The organism is Metallibacterium scheffleri, assembly GCF_002077135.1.
Lineage (GTDB): Bacteria > Pseudomonadota > Gammaproteobacteria > Xanthomonadales > Rhodanobacteraceae > Metallibacterium > Metallibacterium scheffleri.
The window spans coordinates 1,322,295-1,339,015 of sequence record NZ_LDOS01000002.1 but is presented as its reverse complement, the minus strand read 5'-3'; the positions used below and the strand labels follow the sequence as shown (position 1 = coordinate 1,339,015).

Below are 16,721 nucleotides of genomic sequence, written 5' to 3'. Positions count from 1 at the left end.
CCGAGCACGATGATCTCTGGAGAAACAACGATCGCTACGCCTACCGAAACCAAGTCACACCGTCGCAACAACGAAATCCGCGTGCCGCGCGTGCGCGTGATCGATGCCGAAGGCGAACAGCTCGGCATCCTGACCCGCGATGAGGCCCTGCGCGCGGCCGAGGACGTCGGCATGGATCTGGTCGAGATCCAGCCCACGGCCGATCCGCCGGTGTGCCGCATCATGGATTTCGGCAAGTTCCGCTTCGAGCAGCAGAAAAAGACTCAGGCGGCGAAGAAGAAGCAGAAACAGGTCGAGATCAAGGAACTCAAGTTCCGCCCGACCACCGACGTTGGCGACTACCAGATCAAGATGCGCAACCTGCTGCGTTTTCTCGACGAGGGCGATCGCGTCAAGGTCAACATCCGCTTCCGCGGCCGCGAGATGTCGCATCAGGAACTGGGCTACGAGCTGGCCAAGCGCATCCAGGCGGACGTGACCGAACAGGGCGTGATCGAGCAGTTTCCAAGGCTCGAGGGCCGCCAGATGATCATGATGATCGCGCCGAAGAAAAAATGACCGGCAGGGCCGCGCCCTGTTGCGCGGCGTCGCGCGACCGGCATGCGGCCCACCGCGCGGTTTTCGCGCTGGAACCCGTGCCGGTTTGCATATAAACTGTCCAATCCGATTCGCGGTCGAATCGGCATTCGCGGGTTCCGGCAGGGATGGCAAGCGCGGCAATCGCCGCCGCCGGGGTCAGTCCATAAAACCATTGGAGCACTCCATGCCCAAGATCAAGATCAAGACCAATCGGGCGGCGGCCAAGCGCTTCCGCAAGACGGCCAGCGGCAAGTTCAAGGCCGGCCACGCCTTCAGGAGTCACATCCTCACCAAGAAGTCCACCAAGCGCAAACGCAATCTGCGTGGACCCAACCATGTGCGCGCCTGCGACGCAGGCCATGTCGCGCGCATGCTGCCTTATCTCTGAGGATTGACCCATGGCACGTGTCAAACGTGGCGTCACTGCACGCCGTCGTCACAAGAAAATCATCGGCCGCGCGAAGGGCTTCTACAACGCTCGGCGCAAGGTCTTCCGCGTCGCCAAGCAGGCGGTTACGCGCGCCGAGCAATATGCGTATATCGGCCGCAAGCAGCGCAAGCGCCAGTTCCGCGCGCTGTGGATCGTGCGCATCAATGCCGCCGCGCGCATGCACGGCCTGTCCTACAGCCGCCTGATCAATGGTTTGGCCAAGGCCGGCGTCACCGTGGACCGCAAGGTGCTGGCGGATCTGGCGGTGCATGACCTCAAGGCTTTTGGCGTGATCGCCGAAAAGGCCAGGACCGCACTCGCCGCCTGAGCGCAATGGCCACCGGACTCGTGTCGGTCGGCATGACGCACTGTGGGGAGCGGGCTTGGGCTCGCTCCCCATTCGTTTTGCGGCTTGTGTTTTTTTGGGCTGCGCTGCGCGATGGCGTGTCCTGTTGGACTTACTTGCTTGAGTTGCTGGGGCATCGATGGACAGCTTGGCGGAACGCATCAATGCCGCGCGTGGCGCGATCGCCGCGGCGACCGATCTGCAGGCGCTGGAAAGCCTGCGCGTCAGCCTGCTCGGCAAGAACGGGCTGCTGACCGCGGCGTTGAAAGAACTGGGTGCGCTGGCGCCCGAGGTGCGCAAGCAGCGCGGCGCCGAACTCAACGTGTTCAAGGCGGAACTGGGTGATGCGCTGGCGGCGCGCCGCAGCGTGCTCGACACCGCCGCGACGCAAACCAGGCTGGCGCGCGAGGCCGTCGATATCAGTCTGCCCGGACGCGGCGCGATGCAGGGCAGCCTGCACCCCGTGGTCGAGACCGAGACACGCATCTGCGACATCTTCGAGCGCATGGGTTATCAGCGTGCCGAAGGTCCCGAGATCGAGGATGACTGGCACAATTTCGAGGCGCTGAATTTTCCGCCGCAACATCCGGCGCGCGCCATGCACGACACGTTTTATTTTGCTGGCGGCGAGCTGCTGCGCACACATACCTCGCCGGTGCAGATCCGCGCCATGCAGGGGCGCCAGCCGCCGCTGCGCATCATCGCGCCGGGGCGCGTATACCGCAGTGATTCGGATCAGACGCACTCGCCGATGTTCCACCAGGTCGAGGGCCTGATGGTGGGCGAGGAGGTCAGCTTTGCCGATTTGAAAGGCACGCTGGAGGCTTTTGTCGCGGCATTTTTCGGGCGCAGCTTCGCGATGCGTTTCCGGCCCAGCTACTTCCCCTTCACCGAGCCCTCGGCCGAGGTCGACATCCGCTGGGACGACGCCGCGGGCAACTCGCGTTGGCTGGAGGTGCTGGGCTGCGGCATGGTGCATCCGCGCGTGCTGGAGAACGGCGGCATCGACCCCGAGCGCTACACAGGCTTCGCCTTCGGTCTGGGCGTGGAGCGCTTCGCCATGTTGTATTACGGCGTGGATGACCTGCGCGCGTTCTTCGACAATGACGTGCGCTTTCTGGCGCAGTTCGGCTGAGGGCCACGACGATGAGATTCAGTGAACGCTGGCTGCGCGCGCTGGTGGGCGTCGCCGCCGATCGCGATGCCTTGGTCGAAGGACTGACCATGGCCGGGCTGGAAGTCGAAGCGGTGACCGCGCTCGGCGCCGGACTCGATCACGTGGTCGTCGGCGCGATCATCGAGTGCACGCCGCACCCCAACGCCGAGCGCTTGCGCGTGTGCCGCGTCGATGCAGGCCTGGCTGCGCCGCTGCAAATCGTGTGCGGTGCAGCCAACGCGCGCGCGGGTCTGAAGGCGCCGCTGGCGCTGGAAGGCGCGTTGTTGCCCGGCGCTGTGGCCATCCGCGCGACGGATCTACGCGGCGTGCGCTCGCAAGGCATGCTGTGCTCGGCGCGCGAGCTGGCGCTGGATAGTGATGCCTCCGGCCTGATGGAATTGCCCGAGGACGCCCCGCCGGGCCAGGCGCTGGCCGAGTATCTGGGCCTGCCCGACGCCAGCATCGAGTTGAAGCTCACCCCGAACCGTGCCGACTGCTTCGGCATGGTCGGGCTGGCACATGATGTCGCGGCGCTGTTCGGCGGCGTCACGCGCCTGCCGGATTGCGCGGCCGTGCCGGCGCGGACCGCGCGCGTGCGTACCGTGCAATTGCAGGCGGGCGACGCCTGTCCGCGCTACTGCGGGCGCGTGGTCGAGGATCTCGACGCGCGCGCCACCACGCCACTGTGGATGGCCGAGCGCCTGCGTCGCGCCGGGCTGCGTCCGCTCAGCGCCATCGTCGATGTCGGCAATTACGTGATGCTCGAACTGGGCCAGCCGCTGCATGCCTTCGACGATGCGCGGCTGCATGGCGACATCGCCGTGCGCACGGCGCATGCGGGCGAGCGTCTGCGTCTGCTCGACGGCAGCGAAGTCGAACTGGATGGGCAACTGGTGATCGGCGATGCGCGTGGCGCGCAGGCGCTGGCCGGTGTCATGGGTGGCGCCGACAGCGCGGTCAGCGCGGACACGCGCACGGTGTTTCTGGAAAGCGCGCATTTTGCGCCGGCCGCGATCATGGGTGTGGCGCGGCGTTTTGGTTTGCACTCCGACGCCGCGCATCGTTTCGAGCGCGGCGTCGACCCGGAGCTGCCTGCGCGCGCGCTCGAGCGCGCCACGGCGCTGCTGCTGGCCATCTGTGGCGGTCGCGCGGGGCCGCTGCAGTGCAGCGAATTGCCGGGCTGGAGCGCGCCGTGCGCGTCGATCCACCTGCGCCGCGCGCGGCTGCTGCGTGTGTTGGGTCTGGCCATCGCCGACAGCGAGGTCGAGCGCATCCTGCTGGCGCTGGATATCAAGCTCGCCCGCGAGGCCGATGGCTGGCTGGCACTGGTACCGACGCGACGCTTTGATCTGGCGCGCGAGGAGGATCTGATCGAGGAAGTCGCGCGCATCCATGGGTATGTGCGTGTGCCCAGCAGCTTGCCCAGCGCCGCAATGCCGTTGCCGCCCGCCGCCGCCACGGCGCGCCTGCCCCTGCCGCGCTTGCGTGCGGCGCTGGCGGCGCGCGATTACCACGAGGCGATCACGCTGTCGCTGGTCGGCGACGCGCTGCTGGCACCCTGGCACATGCTGGAAACCTCGTTGCCGCTGGCCAATCCGTTGTCGGCCGAGCTGGCGCGCATGCGTCCGTCGTTGCTGCCCGGGCTTCTGGCCGCGCTGCGCGCCAATCGCAACCGGCAACAGTCGCGCGTACGCTTGTTCGAGATCGGACGCAGTTTCCATCCGCTGCCCGCCGTGCCGCGCGAAGTCGAACGGCTGGCACTGGTGGCCTGTGGCACGGCGGCATTGGAGCAATGGGGGCTACCCGCGCGGGCGCTGGATTTTCACGACGTCAAGGGCGATGTCGAGGCGCTGCTGGCCTTGCGCGGTGGTGTCACCGGGGGTTTGCGCTTTGCGCCCGATGGCTTGCCGACATGGCTGCATCCGGGACGCGGCGCGCGCGTGTTGGCCGGGACCCAGGAGCTGGGTGTGATCGGCGCGTTGCATCCGCTGCTGGAGCAGGCGCTGGGGCTCGAAAGTAGCGTGTATGTGGCCGAGTTCGATCTGGATCGATTGCGCGAACAGTCCCCGCCGAAGCCGCAGGCGTTGCCGCGTTTCCCGGGCGTGCGCCGCGATCTGGCCATTGTCGTGGCCGAGGCGGTTACCTGGGCGCAGGTCGAGGCGCAGACCCGCGCCGCCGCGGGCAAGGTGCTGGCCGAACTGCGCCTGTTCGATGTCTATCGTGGTGCAGGACTCGATCCGGGGCACAAAAGCTATGCCATGGGCTTGATTTTGCAGGAACACTCGCGCACGCTAACCGATACCGACGCGGATGCTTGCGTGTCCCGGGTGCTGCAAGCACTGGCGCAAGCGTATGCGGCACGTATCAGGGGGTAATCGTGGCACTGACCAAAGCTGAAATGGCCGAGCGGCTGTTTGCCGAGGTGGGACTCAACAAACGCGAAGCCAAGGAATTCGTGGACGCGTTTTTCGAGACCATCCGCAAGGCGCTGGAAGACGGCGAGCAGATCAAGCTCTCCGGTTTCGGCAACTTCGAGTTGCGCAGCAAGAATCAGCGTCCGGGTCGCAACCCCAAGACCGGTGAGGAAATCCCCATTTCCGCGCGGCGCGTGGTCACCTTTCGCGCCGGCCAGCGCCTGAAGCAGAGGGTTGAGGCATATGCTGGACCCAGGTAGCAACAACGAGCTGCCGCCGATCCCGGCCAAACGCTACTTCACCATAGGCGAAGTGAGCGATTTGTGCGGCGTGAAGCCACACGTGCTGCGCTACTGGGAACAGGAATTCTCCGGGCTCAGTCCAGTCAAGCGCCGTGGCAACCGGCGCTATTACCAGCGCCATGACGTGCTGATGATCCGCCAGATCCGTGCGCTGCTCTACGAGCAGGGCTTCACCATCACCGGTGCGCGCCAGCGTCTTGAAGGCGGTCAGGCCAAGGTCGAGGCCAGCTATTCGGGGCAGGTTGCACGGCAGTTGCGCCAGGAGCTCGAGGAACTGCTCACGCTGTTGCGCTGAGGTGCGCCGCGCTTCTTTTTGCCGCGGCGACGCTGCTACAATCCCGCGTTCTGGAACCATGTCGGGGCGTAGCGCAGCCTGGTAGCGCACCACAATGGGGTTGTGGGGGTCGCGAGTTCGATTCTCGCCGCCCCGACCAGTTCCGGTCATCATGCGGCGCCACGGGGCGCCGCATGCATTTCGGGGGTCGAAATGTCGAGCGAGAGGTTCCGCACCATGTCCGACGCACGCCGCAGTCTTTACCCCGAGATCGAGCCCTATGGCACGGGCCAATTGCAGGTTTCCGCGCTGCATTCGCTGTACTACGAACAATGCGGCAATCCGCAGGGCAAACCCGTGGTGTTCCTGCACGGTGGCCCGGGTGGTGGCTGCAACGCGCGCTGCAGGCAGTTTTTCGACCCGGCGGCCTATCGCATCGTGCTGTTCGATCAGCGTGGCTGCGGGCGATCCACTCCGCACGCCGAATTGCGCGAAAACACCACCTGGGATCTGGTCGCCGACATCGAGCGCCTGCGCGCGCATCTGGGCATCGAGCGGTGGCAGGTATTCGGCGGCTCATGGGGTTCGACGCTGGCGCTGGCCTATGCGCAAAGCCATCCCGCGCGCGTCACCGAGCTGGTGCTGCGTGGCATCTTCCTGCTGCGCCGCTGGGAGCTCGAGTGGTTCTACCAGCAAGGGTGCGACGCGCTGTTTCCCGATGCCTGGGAGAAATATCTCGACGCCATCCCTGCGGTCGAACGAGGTGATCTGATCAGTGCCTACCACCGCCGCCTGACCGATGCGGATGCCGACGTGCGTCTGGCCGCGGCGCGCGCATGGTCGGTGTGGGAAGGCGCTACCAGCTTTCTGTATCAAGACCCCGCGCATATCGAGTCCAGCGGCGCCGACGCCTTCGCGCTGGCCTTCGCGCGCATCGAGTGCCATTACTTCATCCATGGCGGTTTTCTGCGCGCTGACGATCAGTTGCTGCAGGATGTCGGTCGCATCCGCCATATCCCGGCGACCATCGTGCAGGGGCGCTACGACGTGGTGTGCCCGCTGCGCTCGGCTTGGGATCTGCATCGCGCTTGGCCCGAGGCCAGGCTGGAGATCGTGCCCGACGCGGGCCACTCGGCGTTCGAGCCGGGCAATTCCGATGCATTGATCCGCGCCACCGATCGTTATCGCGGCTGATGGGTCAAGTCGTGGTCGTGGCGGTGGATGTGCCCGGCTGATCGATGCCGCCGCCGATGCCCGTCGGGGCAGATCCTGCATGCAGTCCTGCGCTTGTCGCCCATGGGGCGAGTGGTTGCGGCATCACAGCGCAACCCAGCCCTGCGTGCCCAGCACCTCCAGCGGGCGGAAGCGGCACTTGTAGTCCATTTTCGGGTGTCCGGCGATCCAGTAACCGAGGTACAGATGCTGCAGGCCGTGCGCGCGGCCGTAGGCGATCTGCTGCAGGATCGCCAGCGTGCCGAGGCTGCGCGCGGCCTCGGCAGGGTCGAACCACGTATACACGGCGGACAGCGCCGCGCTGCCGACATCGGTCACCGCCACGGCGAGCAGGCGCGTGCCGTCGCGCAGTTCGAGAAACCGCGTGGGGCTCCAGCTGGTCGCAAGAAACTCGCGAAAATCCTCGGCCGTGCCATCGTCCATGCCGCCGCCAGGATGCCGCAGCCGCTGATAACGCTGATACAGCGCCCAGCGTTCGGGACTGAAGCCTGGCTCGACATCATGCCAGTGCAGCGCCGCATTGCGGCTCAGACAGCGGCGTTGGCTGCGATCGGGGCGGAATGCATCCAGCGGGATGCGGCAGGCCACGCACGCCGTGCAGCGCGGGCAGTTGGGCCGGTACAAGTGCGGGCCGGCACGGCGGAAGCCGTGCGCCAGTGCCTGCGGATAGAGTGCGGCCAGGCCGTCGAGGCTGGGATCGAGCACCAGATTGACCGCGGTGCGCGCACTCCAGTATCCGCAGGCTTGCGGCAGCGTCTGGAAGAGGCGGACGCGCTCGGTTTGCATCGTGTCAGGGTTGCAGCACGCCGAGCCCGCGGCCGACGCGCGTGAATGCGTCGATGGCATGATCCAGATGCGCGCGCGTGTGCGCCGCGCTCATCTGCGTGCGGATGCGTGCCTGGCCCTGCGCCACCACCGGATAGAAAAATCCGGTGACGTAGATGCCTTCGTCCAGCAGTCGCGCGGCCATGGCCTGCGCCTTGGGCGCGTCGTAAATCATCACCGGCACGATCGGGTGAGTGCCGGGCCTGATGTCGAAGCCGGCAGTGGCCATGCGTTCGCGGAAGTAGCGCGTGTTCTCCACCAGGCGCTCGCGCAACGAGGCCGCGCTGCCCAGCATGTCGAACACCTTGATCGCCGCGGCCACCACGTGCGGCGGCAAGGAATTGGAGAACAGATACGGCCGCGAGCGCTGGCGCAGCAGCTCGATGGCCTCGCCGCGACCCGTGGTGAAGCCGCCCAGTGCCCCGCCCAGGGCCTTGCCCAGCGTGCCGGTGAACAGGTCGATCCTGTCCATCACCCCGTGCACCTCGGCCGAGCCGCGGCCGGTCGCGCCGAGAAACCCGGTGCAGTGGCACTCGTCGATATGCACCATGGCGGCATACTTTTCCGCCAGTGTGGTGATGCGGTCCAGCGGTGCGATGAAGCCATCCATCGAGAACGCGCCGTCGGAACTGATCAACTTGTTGCGCGCGCCGGCGGCGTCGGCTGCCTGCAGTTGCTTCTCCAGATCGGCCATGTCGCAGTTGGCGTAGCGGAAGCGTTTGGCCTTGCACAGGCGGATGCCGTCGATGATCGAGGCGTGGTTGAGCGCGTCGGAGATGATCGCGTCCTCCTCGCCCAGCAGCGGCTCGTAGAGGCCGCCGTTGGCATCGAAGCAGGCGGCGTAGAGGATGGTGTCGTCGGTGCCGAAGAAGCGCGCGATGCGCTTCTCCAGCTCCTTGTGCAAATCCTGCGTGCCGCAGATGAAGCGCACGCTGGCCATGCCGAAGCCGTGGGTGTCCAGCGCCGCCTTGGCCGCGGCGATCACCTCGGGATGATCAGCCAGTCCCAGGTAATTGTTGGCGCAGAAGTTCAGCACCCTGCGGCCATCGGCCAGGGTGATCTCGGCCGATTGCGGCGAGGTGATGATGCGCTCGCGCTTGAACAGGCCCTGCTGCTCGATCGCGGCGAGTTCGGCGGTGTGGCGCGCCTTGGCGGTGTAGGTCATGGCGGTGTGATTGGCGGTGATCCGATCATTGTGTCACGCCATGATTCGAGAGGTCACGGCGGAGCCATTCAGGACACGGCCACCATGCATTGGTATTGAAAGTGCAATAGTAACGTGATGCGTAACGTGCGCGCATGCACATGGAGAGGCGGCATGAACATCAGACTGGGGGTTGTGATACGAATGGTGGGCATGCGTGGATTAGGCATGTGGCCGCTTTTCGCATTACTGCTGCTGCCAGGTTGCGCGAGTGTCCCGGTAGGCGAGAGTGTTTACCCGCTGACGCGCGAAAGTGTTCCGACCGAGTTTTTCGAGATCATCGAACAAGGTGTGCCGATAGGCGATATTCACGGCACGCGCATCACGCGCAAAGATGGGGATACTTAACAGTGCGTCAGCCAATTAGGTGGCGGGCATTTTGCAGGATATCCCCGATGACAAGCCGCTTGGTACCTACCTGGCACAGACTTTGCCACATCTGCAGGTTGCGTTTTACGCCAACGGACCGACCTGCGCTGCGATTCCCGCCGCGACACTCGAGCGGGCCGTGACAGCGTTGGAACGACGCTCGCCGAGGCCGGCGACCCGGCCCCGCCCGGGATCGTCGAGATTCATCTTCTGGGTCCGGAATACGGCGTCTCGTCGGTGACGCTGGTGCGCGAGCCCGGCGATCGCGTCCATCTGAAGTACTACTTCCACTGTTTGCAGCGTTACCAGGACCTCGCCGTGATGATGGCGGTGTCCGGCACCCTGCACGAACTCTTCCACGCTGCGTTCCAGTGGCGTGGCATGACGGCAAGCGAGCAAGCGGCGTCGGGCGCGGAAATGTGCCTGCGTCAGCAGTTGCAGGTGTCGCCGCTGCGTGGCGCGGATTTCACCTATTTCCTCGAAAAGACGAATGCCAATCTGCGCCTCCTGCTTGGCAAACCGGACGACGCGGTGCTGGATGCGCGGGCGTTGTGCAGATCCTGGCAGCACAGCATGCACGCACTCGAACAACCCGCTGCGCCGTAGTGGCGACGCGGCCGCTGGCAGAGTAGGCGCCAGCGGCCGCGCGGCTCAGTTCCACGAGCACACGACCTTGCCGCAGTTGCCGGCTTCCATCAGGTCGAAGCCGCGCTGGAAATCATCGATGGCCACCTGGTGCGTGAGCGCCTTTTGCAGCGGGAAGCCGGTGAGCACCATTTGTGTCATCTTGTACCAGGTCTCGTACATGCGTCGGCCGTAGATGCCTTGCAGGGTGAGGCCCTTGAAGATCACCTTGTCCCAGTCGATGCCGGCGCCCTTGGGCAGGATGCCGAGCAGCGCGACCTTGCCGCCGTGGTACATCACCTCGAGCATGTCGTTGAAGGCGCGCGGGTTGCCGCTCATCTCCAGGCCCACGTCGAAGCCTTCCATGTGCAGGTCCTTGACCACGTCGGCCAGCGACTGGTTGGCGACATTGACCACGCGCGTGGCGCCCATGTCGGCGGCCAGCTTGAGGCGATAGTCGTTGACGTCGGTGACCACCACGTTGCGCGCGCCGACGTGTTTGGCGATGCCGGCGGCGATGATGCCGATCGGCCCGGCGCCGGTGATCAGCACGTCCTCGCCGATCAGGTCGAACTCGAGCGCGCAGTGCGCGGCGTTGCCGTAGGGATCGAAAAACGCCGCCAGCTCGGAAGGAATCTGATCCGGGATCGGCCACAGATTGCTGGCCGGCATGGCGATGTATTCGGCGAAGGCGCCGTTGCGGTTCACGCCGATGCCGATGGTGTGCGGGCACAAGTGCTGGCGGCCGGCGCGGCAGTTGCGGCACATGCCGCAGACGATGTGACCTTCGGCGCTGACGCGCTGGCCGATCTGGTAACCCTTCACGCCCGCGCCGATCTCGACGATGCGGCCGACGAATTCGTGGCCGATCACCAGGCCCGGCTTGATGGTGCGCTGCGACCACTCATCCCATTTGTAGATGTGCAGGTCGGTGCCGCAGATCGCGGTCTTCTCGAGCTTGATCAGCACCTCGTTGGGGCCGATCACGGGCAGCGGCACCTGTTCCATCCAGATGCCCTTGGCGGGCTCGCGCTTGACCAGCGCACGCATGGTTTGTGGCATGGTGGTGATACTCCGGCCTGAAAGCGCAATTATAGGCGCGCAGTTGAGTGTCGCGACGCACGCAGATTGTGCGAATGGCTCAGGTGCCGACCGGCATCCGGCGTACGTGTTCTGAAAAAGCATCGTCCAGCCACACGCGCATGAACTGATACGCGCGCTTGGCCACGGGGGCGTCGTAGACGCAATTGGGCGCGGGCTTTTGCGCGGCCTCGGTGAAGCAGTGCACGGCGCCGCCGAAATCCACCAGCGCCCAGCGCTTGACGCCGCCTTCACGCATCTCCTGCTCGAAAGCCGCACGCGCGCTGGGCGGCACGGCCTGGTCATCATTGCCGGTGAGCACCAGCACATCAGCCTTGATGTTTTTTGCCAGCGCCGGGTTGTCGGTGGACAGGATGCCGTGAAACGTCACTACAGCGGCAATCCGGGCGCCGGCACGTGCCAGGTCGAGTACTGCCGAGCCACCGAAGCAGAAACCGATCGCGGCGATGCGCGCTGGGTCGATCGGGGCATGTGCTTCCTGTGCGCGCAGTTCGCCGAGCGCCTTGAGCATGCGCGCGCGCATCAGCGCGCGGTCGGCATACAGCGGCTTGACTGCGGCCTGGGCCTGTGCGGTCGTGGTCGGACGCACATCGGCGCCATACATGTCGGTCAACAGGATCACGTAGCGGTCGCCGGCGATCATCCTGGCCTTGGCGATCGCATCGCGATTGATGCCGTACCAGTTGGGCACCATCAGTAGGCCGGCGCGCGGCGCACTGGAGGCATCGTCATAAACCAGCACGCTGTGGAAGCGCGTGCCATCCAGTGTCCAATCAATGCTGCGCGTGACCATGGCGGCACGCACGGCACAGGCTGGCATCATCAGCACGAAGATCAGGGCAAGCAGACGCTTCACGGCAATACTCCATGGGCTTGGGCAGGTTGAGCATAGTCCGGATGGCCAGCGCCAGACTGTGTGGATTGCGCTGCCGCTGGCCGGGTGCGCTGCGTCGCGATGCGGGTGGTCCAGCCAGCTGGTGCACCACATGAACTGTTCACTGCGCGGTGTCATCGCACCCGATGCGCATGCCAGCACCAGTGCCATGGCTCGTAGGCGATGCCGTGGCGGTTGCCACGCGGGTAGGACAGCGCGAAGCCGTGAATACGCGCGTGGTCTTGCAGCCAGGCAAATGCGGGCGTTTGCTCGAAAGCTTCCTCGAGCACCGCGCTGCCGGGACTGGCCAGGTCCAGCGCCCGCCCGCTGTGGTGTTCGCTATAGCCAGGCGCGGCGCTGACGGTGAGGATCGTGGCCATGTCCTGCCCGCGCTCGCATTTGCGCCGGATGATGCCGAGCTGATACTCGCATGAGCGCCACGCCGAGATGACTTGCAGTTCGATGCCATCCTGCATGGCGGCCCGCCGCATGCGCAGGAATGCCGCAGCTGCGCGCGGGCGCAACCAGGCTGGACGTTGTTGCGCGTCAAGTCCGATGGACTGCAACCGCGTCGGTTCACGCTGCGGACGCAGGCCGCGCCGGCGACCGTAATCCACCGGCACGCCCAAGGCCTCCGCGGCGCGCATGGCGCGCTCGCGCGCACCGACGCCGGAGGTCATGGGAGGAGGAACGCGTTGCATCTGCGCATGATCGCGCATCAGCGCGCGATGCGACATGAGCGGTCGTTACTGCCGGAACGGGCTTGAATCTCGATGCGCGTCCCATCATGCCGGGTGCCAAGGCACCCGGACATGGTGCCTTTCAGGTGCTCGTCGGACGCAGGAAGAAACCGGCGATCTGGCCGTGCGTGTTGCAGGCCACCTGCGCGTCGAGCGCGGTCTTGGCGAATTGCATCGGCGTGATCACCACGTCCATGCCGTTGACCTTCAGGGTGCGCGCGCTGCTTTGTGCTCTGAACTTGCCATAGTTGCTTTGCACCTCGCCCCACAGCTCGGACAGCTTGGCGGGCGGCAGCGCCGTGCGCATGTCGGTATCGAAAGCATCGGTGGCGGCCTTGCTGTCGCCTTTGAGCAGTGCACTCAGCATGTGCTGTGCCAGAACGCGGCACTGCGCCCCATCCGTGCTGTCCGCGGCGCGCGCGCCTGGCATGATCACGAGTGTCGCCGCGCAGAGCAGCAGGGCCAGTAGCGTTGAGGTCTTGCCGAAGTGCGTGAGATCGGTGCTTGCCATCGTCGTGGGCTCCCATCAGAAACCGGACACGTCATGCTGTGCACGAATGTTGCCGCCGGATGCTCTGCGACAATTCGTCGCGCGCTTGAAACTTACGCCGCGCGTATGCGGCCCGCAAGGATTTCCTGCGTTGCGCAGCAACATCATCCGTATCTGATATGCGTATCGGTGCCGACGCCACGACTCAGCCGAGTGCGGGACCCAGCGCTTCCAGCAGTGCGCGTGCAAAGGTGAAACGGGACTCCGCCGTGGCCAATTCGCGCGTGATGCGCAACTTGTCCTGCCCGTCGAGGCGATAGACCTTCGGTTCGCGCTGGAGCATGTGGATCACCTTGCGCGGATCAAGCATGGGTTGCGCGCGGAATTGCAGGCGCCCGCCAGGCTCGCCCAGTTCGAGCTTGCGCACACCCAACGCGTTGGCGGTCAGTTTCAATTCGGCCGCGGCGAACAGGTCGCGCGTCGGCTGCGGCAGCAGGCCGAAGCGATCGATCATTTCCACTTGCAGCTCGCGCAGCTCAGCTGGCGTGCCAGCGCTGGCGATGCGCTTGTACAACGTCAGGCGCGCGTGCACGTCGGGCAGGTAGTCGTCCGGAATCAGCAGCGGCGTGTGCAGCACGATCTCGGCCTCGTGCTCGGCGTTGAAGCTGTAATCGGGCACCTTGCCCTGGCGCAGCGCGCGCACCGCGCGCTCCAGCAGTTCGGTGTACAGGGTGAAACCGATCGCTTCGATCTGGCCGGACTGCTCCTCGCCCAGCAGTTCGCCGGCGCCGCGGATTTCCATGTCATGCGTGGCCAGGGTGAAGCCGGCGCCCAGTTCCTCCAGCGAGGCTAGCGCGGTCAGACGTTTTTCGGCGTCGCCGCTGAGCGCGGCGCGCTCGGGCACGATCAGATAAGCATAGGCGCGGTGATGCGAGCGCCCCACGCGGCCGCGCAACTGGTGCAATTGCGCCAAGCCGAACTTGTCGGCGCGGTTCACCAGAATCGTGTTGGCACTGGGAATATCGATGCCGGATTCGATGATGGTGGTGCACACCAGCGTGTTGAAGCGCTGGTGGTGAAAATCGATCATCACGTTTTCCAGCGCGCGCTCGGGCATCTGCCCGTGCGCGATACGGATGCGCGCCTCAGGCACCAATTCGGCCAGCTCGCGTGCGATGCGCTCGATACTGTCGACCTCGTTGTGCAGAAAATAGATCTGCCCGCCGCGCGCCAGCTCGCGCTGGAACGCTTCGCGGATCAGCGCCGTATCCCACGGCGTGATCACGGTTTTTACCGCCAGGCGTTGCGCTGGCGGCGTGGCGATGATGGACAAATCGCGCATGCCCATCATCGCCATGTTCAGCGTGCGCGGAATCGGTGTAGCGGTGAGCGTGAGCAGATCGACCTCGGCGCGCAGACGCTTGAGCTGCTCCTTGTGGCGCACGCCGAAGCGGTGTTCCTCGTCGACGATCACCAGGCCCAGGCGCGCGAATTTCACGTCGCTCTGCAAAAGCCGGTGCGTGCCGATGACGATGTCGATTTCGCCGCGCGCCAGGCGCTGCAGCGCCGCGCTGGCTTCGTTGCGCGACTGGAAACGGGTCAGCGCCTCGATGCGGATCGGCCAGTCGGCCATGCGGTCGCGGAAGTTCTGCCAGTGCTGCTGGGCGAGCAGCGTGGTCGGCACCAGCACCGCCACCTGACGCCCGGCCAGTGCGGCCACGAACGCGGCGCGCAGCGCAACCTCGGTTTTGCCGAAGCCGACATCGCCGCAGACCACGCGGTCCATGGGACTGGGCGCGGCCATGTCGGTCAGCACGGCCTCGATCGCGGTGTGTTGATCGGGCGTTTCCACGAAGCGGAAGCTGGCTGCGAATTGTGCGTACAAGGCCGGATCGGCACGCAGCTCGGCGCCGCTGCGCGCCGCGCGTTCGGCGTGCAGGCCAAGCAGCTCGGCCGCGGCATCGCGTACCTTCTCCGCTGCCTTGCGCTTGGCGCGCTCCCAGGCATCGCCGCCGAGGCTGTGTAATGGCGCCAATTCGGGCGCGGCTCCGCTATAGCGACTGATCAGTCCCAGCTGCGCCACCGGTACATAGAGCTTGTCGCCCTTGGCGTATTCCAGCGCCAGAAATTCGCCGGCACCGCCGCCGACATGCAGCGTGATCAGGCCGAGATAGCGGCCGACGCCGTGGTCGACATGCACGATGGGCGCACCGATGCTGAGTTCGGTCAGATCGCGCAAAACCGCCTCGGGATCGCGCGCCGCGCCGCGTCGGCGCGTGCGCTCCTGACGCACGCGTGCGCCGACCAGCTCCTGTTCGCAGAGTACGCAGATGCCGGCTCCGGGCAGGCTGAAGCCGGCGCTGAGCGCGGCGACGCCGAGTGCGAGTTGCGGCGCTGATTGTGCCGCAGACCGCGCGTTCCGCCAGGCCAGAAACGCAGGCCAGTCGGCCACTGTCTCGGCATCAAGCCCGGCCGTCGTCAGCAGCTCGCGCAGCATTTCGCGGCGCCCTGGCGAATCGACGGTCAGCAGCACGCTGCCGCGCAAGCCTTGCAGCAAGGTTTGCAACATTTGCGCGGGGCTGATGTGTGGCGCGGCTTGCACTTGCGGCGCCGCGGCGATGGCCAGCACCTGCGCGTGCGCGGCGCCGGCCGCGCACAGCTCGACGCGACGGCTGCGATTGAGCTGTTCGCGCAGCGCCTGTGGCGCCAGATACAGCTCGGCAGGCGGCAGGATCGGGCGCTCGATATCGTGTGCGCGCTGCGCGTAACGCGCGTCGGTCTGTTGCCAGAAGCGCTCGGCGGCATCCAGCGCCGCGTCAGTCAGCACGAACACCGCGCGCGCGGGTAGATACTCGAACAGCGTCTCGGTGGCTTCGAAAAACAGCGGCAGGTAGTACTCGATGCCGGCCGGCGTGCTGCCTTCGCGCAAGTCCCTGTAGACCGGACAGTGGCGCACGTCGATGGCAAAGCGCTCGCGCAGGCGCGCTCGAAAGCCGCGCACGGCATCCTCGGTCAGCGGAAACTCGCGCGCTGGCAACAGGTCGATGCGATCCAGCGTGTGCAGTGAACGCTGGGTTTCCGCATCGAAGCTGCGCAAGGATTCGATTTCGTCATCGAGCAGTTCGATGCGGTAAGGCAGTGGTGCGCCGCTGGGGTAGATGTCCAGTACCGAGCCGCGCACCGCGAATTCGCCCGGATCACCCACTTGCGCCACGCGCCGGTAGCCGCTGGATTGCAGACGACGCGTCTCGGTTTCCAGGTCGAACTTCTGGCCGCGTGTCAGTTGCAGACCGGATTGCGCCAGATAGCTGCGCGGCGCCAGGCGTTGCATCAGCGTGGCCGCCGGCAGTACCAGCACGCCACGCTGCAGCCCCGGCAGGCGATTGAGCGTGGCGATGCGCTGCGCGACGATCTCGCCGTGTGGCGAGAACAGCTCGTAGGGCAGGGTCTCCCAGTCGGGCAGCGCCAGGATCGGCAGTGCGTCGGCGAATACGGCCAGATCCTGCTCCAGCGTCAGCGCAGCAGCGCTGTCGGCGGTGATCGCCACCAGCGGCGCATCGCTGGCGCGCGCGGCCTCGCACAGGGCCAGCGCCAGGCCCGCGCCGGGTGGTAGTACCCAGCGCCGCCATTGGCGAGCATCAATGGGCAGCGGCGGCGTAGCCAGCAGGGGCACCGGAGGCTCGGAAGCGGTGGTCAAATCGGGCATGAGATGATGTACAAAGACCGCGATTTTAACCCGCTGCGCCGGTTCATCCCCGAC

At 65.9% G+C, this 16,721-nt stretch carries 17 protein-coding genes and 1 tRNA gene; 11 read left to right on the top strand and 7 right to left on the bottom strand.

Annotation, left to right across the window (positions count from 1 at the left end; translation table 11 throughout):
- The first annotated feature begins 9 nt into the window (after window positions 1-9).
- From infC to pip, 9 genes are all read left to right on the top strand, one after another.
- Entirely contained in the window at window positions 10-558 is a 549-nt protein-coding gene (gene infC / locus Mschef_RS11245; RefSeq protein WP_081128471.1) for a translation initiation factor IF-3, read from the top strand.
- Between the two features lie 205 nt (window positions 559-763).
- Window positions 764-967, top strand: a complete 204-nt coding sequence (gene rpmI, locus Mschef_RS11240; RefSeq protein WP_081128469.1) for a 50S ribosomal protein L35 — start codon at window positions 764-766, stop codon at window positions 965-967.
- Window positions 968-977: 10 nt separating this feature from the next.
- Complete coding sequence (gene rplT, locus Mschef_RS11235) at window positions 978-1,337, top strand: 50S ribosomal protein L20 (RefSeq protein WP_081128467.1); 360 nt, start codon at window positions 978-980, stop codon at window positions 1,335-1,337.
- A gap of 157 nt (window positions 1,338-1,494) precedes the next feature.
- Entirely contained in the window at window positions 1,495-2,490 is a 996-nt protein-coding gene (pheS, locus tag Mschef_RS11230; RefSeq protein WP_081128465.1) for a phenylalanine--tRNA ligase subunit alpha, read from the top strand.
- Window positions 2,491-2,501: 11 nt separating this feature from the next.
- A complete protein-coding gene (gene pheT / locus Mschef_RS11225; RefSeq protein WP_081128463.1) occupies window positions 2,502-4,886 on the top strand; it encodes a phenylalanine--tRNA ligase subunit beta in 2,385 nt (794 codons plus the stop codon).
- Window positions 4,887-4,888: 2 nt separating this feature from the next.
- Complete coding sequence (locus Mschef_RS11220; protein ID WP_081128461.1) at window positions 4,889-5,185, top strand: integration host factor subunit alpha; 297 nt, start codon at window positions 4,889-4,891, stop codon at window positions 5,183-5,185.
- Window positions 5,169-5,522, top strand: a complete 354-nt coding sequence (locus Mschef_RS11215; protein ID WP_081128459.1) for a MerR family transcriptional regulator — start codon at window positions 5,169-5,171, stop codon at window positions 5,520-5,522. Before Mschef_RS11220 ends, Mschef_RS11215 begins: the two co-directional genes overlap by 17 nt.
- Window positions 5,523-5,584: 62 nt before the next feature.
- Window positions 5,585-5,661, top strand: a tRNA-Pro gene (locus Mschef_RS11210).
- A gap of 77 nt (window positions 5,662-5,738) precedes the next feature.
- A complete protein-coding gene (pip, locus tag Mschef_RS11205; protein ID WP_081128457.1) occupies window positions 5,739-6,695 on the top strand; it encodes a prolyl aminopeptidase in 957 nt (318 codons plus the stop codon).
- 123 nt (window positions 6,696-6,818) lie between these two features.
- Here pip and Mschef_RS11200 read toward each other — a convergent pair whose 3' ends face one another.
- Window positions 6,819-7,520, bottom strand: a complete 702-nt coding sequence (locus Mschef_RS11200; RefSeq protein ID WP_081128455.1) for an arginyltransferase — start codon at window positions 7,518-7,520, stop codon at window positions 6,819-6,821.
- Window positions 7,521-7,524: 4 nt separating this feature from the next.
- Window positions 7,525-8,724 (bottom strand): glycine C-acetyltransferase, encoded by a 1,200-nt coding sequence (kbl, locus tag Mschef_RS11195; RefSeq protein ID WP_081128453.1) that lies wholly within the window; start codon window positions 8,722-8,724, stop codon window positions 7,525-7,527.
- Window positions 8,725-8,877: 153 nt separating this feature from the next.
- Here kbl and Mschef_RS11190 point away from each other — a divergent pair, with 153 nt between their 5' ends.
- Both Mschef_RS11190 and Mschef_RS11185 read left to right on the top strand, forming a co-directional pair.
- Window positions 8,878-9,111 carry a hypothetical protein gene (locus Mschef_RS11190; protein WP_136256187.1) on the top strand — a complete coding sequence of 78 codons (234 nt, stop codon included), beginning with the start codon at window positions 8,878-8,880 and terminating at the stop codon, window positions 9,109-9,111.
- Between the two features lie 258 nt (window positions 9,112-9,369).
- Window positions 9,370-9,738, top strand: a complete 369-nt coding sequence (locus Mschef_RS11185) for a hypothetical protein (protein WP_081128449.1) — start codon at window positions 9,370-9,372, stop codon at window positions 9,736-9,738.
- A 45-nt stretch (window positions 9,739-9,783) separates the two neighbouring features.
- Here the strand turns inward: Mschef_RS11185 and tdh are convergent, their stop codons facing one another.
- The 5 genes from tdh to mfd form a co-directional block, all read right to left on the bottom strand.
- The gene (tdh, locus tag Mschef_RS11180; RefSeq protein ID WP_176212445.1) at window positions 9,784-10,818 is read right to left on the bottom strand and encodes an L-threonine 3-dehydrogenase; all 1,035 of its coding nucleotides are present in this window, start codon (window positions 10,816-10,818) and stop codon (window positions 9,784-9,786) included.
- Window positions 10,819-10,897: 79 nt separating this feature from the next.
- Window positions 10,898-11,713: a dienelactone hydrolase family protein gene (locus Mschef_RS11175; RefSeq protein ID WP_338093169.1), complete on the bottom strand. Its 816-nt coding sequence runs from the start codon at window positions 11,711-11,713 to the stop codon at window positions 10,898-10,900.
- Between the two features lie 152 nt (window positions 11,714-11,865).
- Window positions 11,866-12,411, bottom strand: a complete 546-nt coding sequence (locus Mschef_RS11170) for a M15 family metallopeptidase (RefSeq protein WP_242426514.1) — start codon at window positions 12,409-12,411, stop codon at window positions 11,866-11,868.
- A gap of 142 nt (window positions 12,412-12,553) precedes the next feature.
- The gene (locus Mschef_RS11165; protein ID WP_081128447.1) at window positions 12,554-12,982 is read right to left on the bottom strand and encodes a DUF3887 domain-containing protein; all 429 of its coding nucleotides are present in this window, start codon (window positions 12,980-12,982) and stop codon (window positions 12,554-12,556) included.
- A 184-nt stretch (window positions 12,983-13,166) separates the two neighbouring features.
- Window positions 13,167-16,667, bottom strand: coding sequence for a transcription-repair coupling factor (gene mfd, locus Mschef_RS11160; RefSeq protein ID WP_081128445.1), 3,501 nt, complete (start codon window positions 16,665-16,667; stop codon window positions 13,167-13,169).
- Window positions 16,668-16,721 lie beyond the last annotated feature (54 nt).

What these genes read in the sequence shown, in the direction of transcription:
- infC (WP_081128471.1), top strand. Translation starts at nt 10, where the DNA reads ATGATCTCTGGAGAAACAACGATCGCTACGCCTACCGAAACCAAGTCA.
- rpmI (WP_081128469.1), top strand. Translation starts at nt 764, where the DNA reads ATGCCCAAGATCAAGATCAAGACCAATCGGGCGGCGGCCAAGCGCTTC.
- rplT (WP_081128467.1), top strand. Translation starts at nt 978, where the DNA reads ATGGCACGTGTCAAACGTGGCGTCACTGCACGCCGTCGTCACAAGAAA.
- pheS (WP_081128465.1), top strand. Translation starts at nt 1,495, where the DNA reads ATGGACAGCTTGGCGGAACGCATCAATGCCGCGCGTGGCGCGATCGCC.
- pheT (WP_081128463.1), top strand. Translation starts at nt 2,502, where the DNA reads ATGAGATTCAGTGAACGCTGGCTGCGCGCGCTGGTGGGCGTCGCCGCC.
- Mschef_RS11215 (WP_081128459.1), top strand. Translation starts at nt 5,169, where the DNA reads ATGCTGGACCCAGGTAGCAACAACGAGCTGCCGCCGATCCCGGCCAAA.
- pip (WP_081128457.1), top strand. Translation starts at nt 5,739, where the DNA reads ATGTCCGACGCACGCCGCAGTCTTTACCCCGAGATCGAGCCCTATGGC.
- Mschef_RS11200 (WP_081128455.1), bottom strand. Translation starts at nt 7,520, where the DNA reads ATGCAAACCGAGCGCGTCCGCCTCTTCCAGACGCTGCCGCAAGCCTGC.
- kbl (WP_081128453.1), bottom strand. Translation starts at nt 8,724, where the DNA reads ATGACCTACACCGCCAAGGCGCGCCACACCGCCGAACTCGCCGCGATC.
- Mschef_RS11190 (WP_136256187.1), top strand. Translation starts at nt 8,878, where the DNA reads ATGAACATCAGACTGGGGGTTGTGATACGAATGGTGGGCATGCGTGGA.
- tdh (WP_176212445.1), bottom strand. Translation starts at nt 10,818, where the DNA reads ATGCCACAAACCATGCGTGCGCTGGTCAAGCGCGAGCCCGCCAAGGGC.
- Mschef_RS11170 (WP_242426514.1), bottom strand. Translation starts at nt 12,411, where the DNA reads ATGACCTCCGGCGTCGGTGCGCGCGAGCGCGCCATGCGCGCCGCGGAG.
- Mschef_RS11165 (WP_081128447.1), bottom strand. Translation starts at nt 12,982, where the DNA reads ATGGCAAGCACCGATCTCACGCACTTCGGCAAGACCTCAACGCTACTG.
- mfd (WP_081128445.1), bottom strand. Translation starts at nt 16,667, where the DNA reads ATGCCCGATTTGACCACCGCTTCCGAGCCTCCGGTGCCCCTGCTGGCT.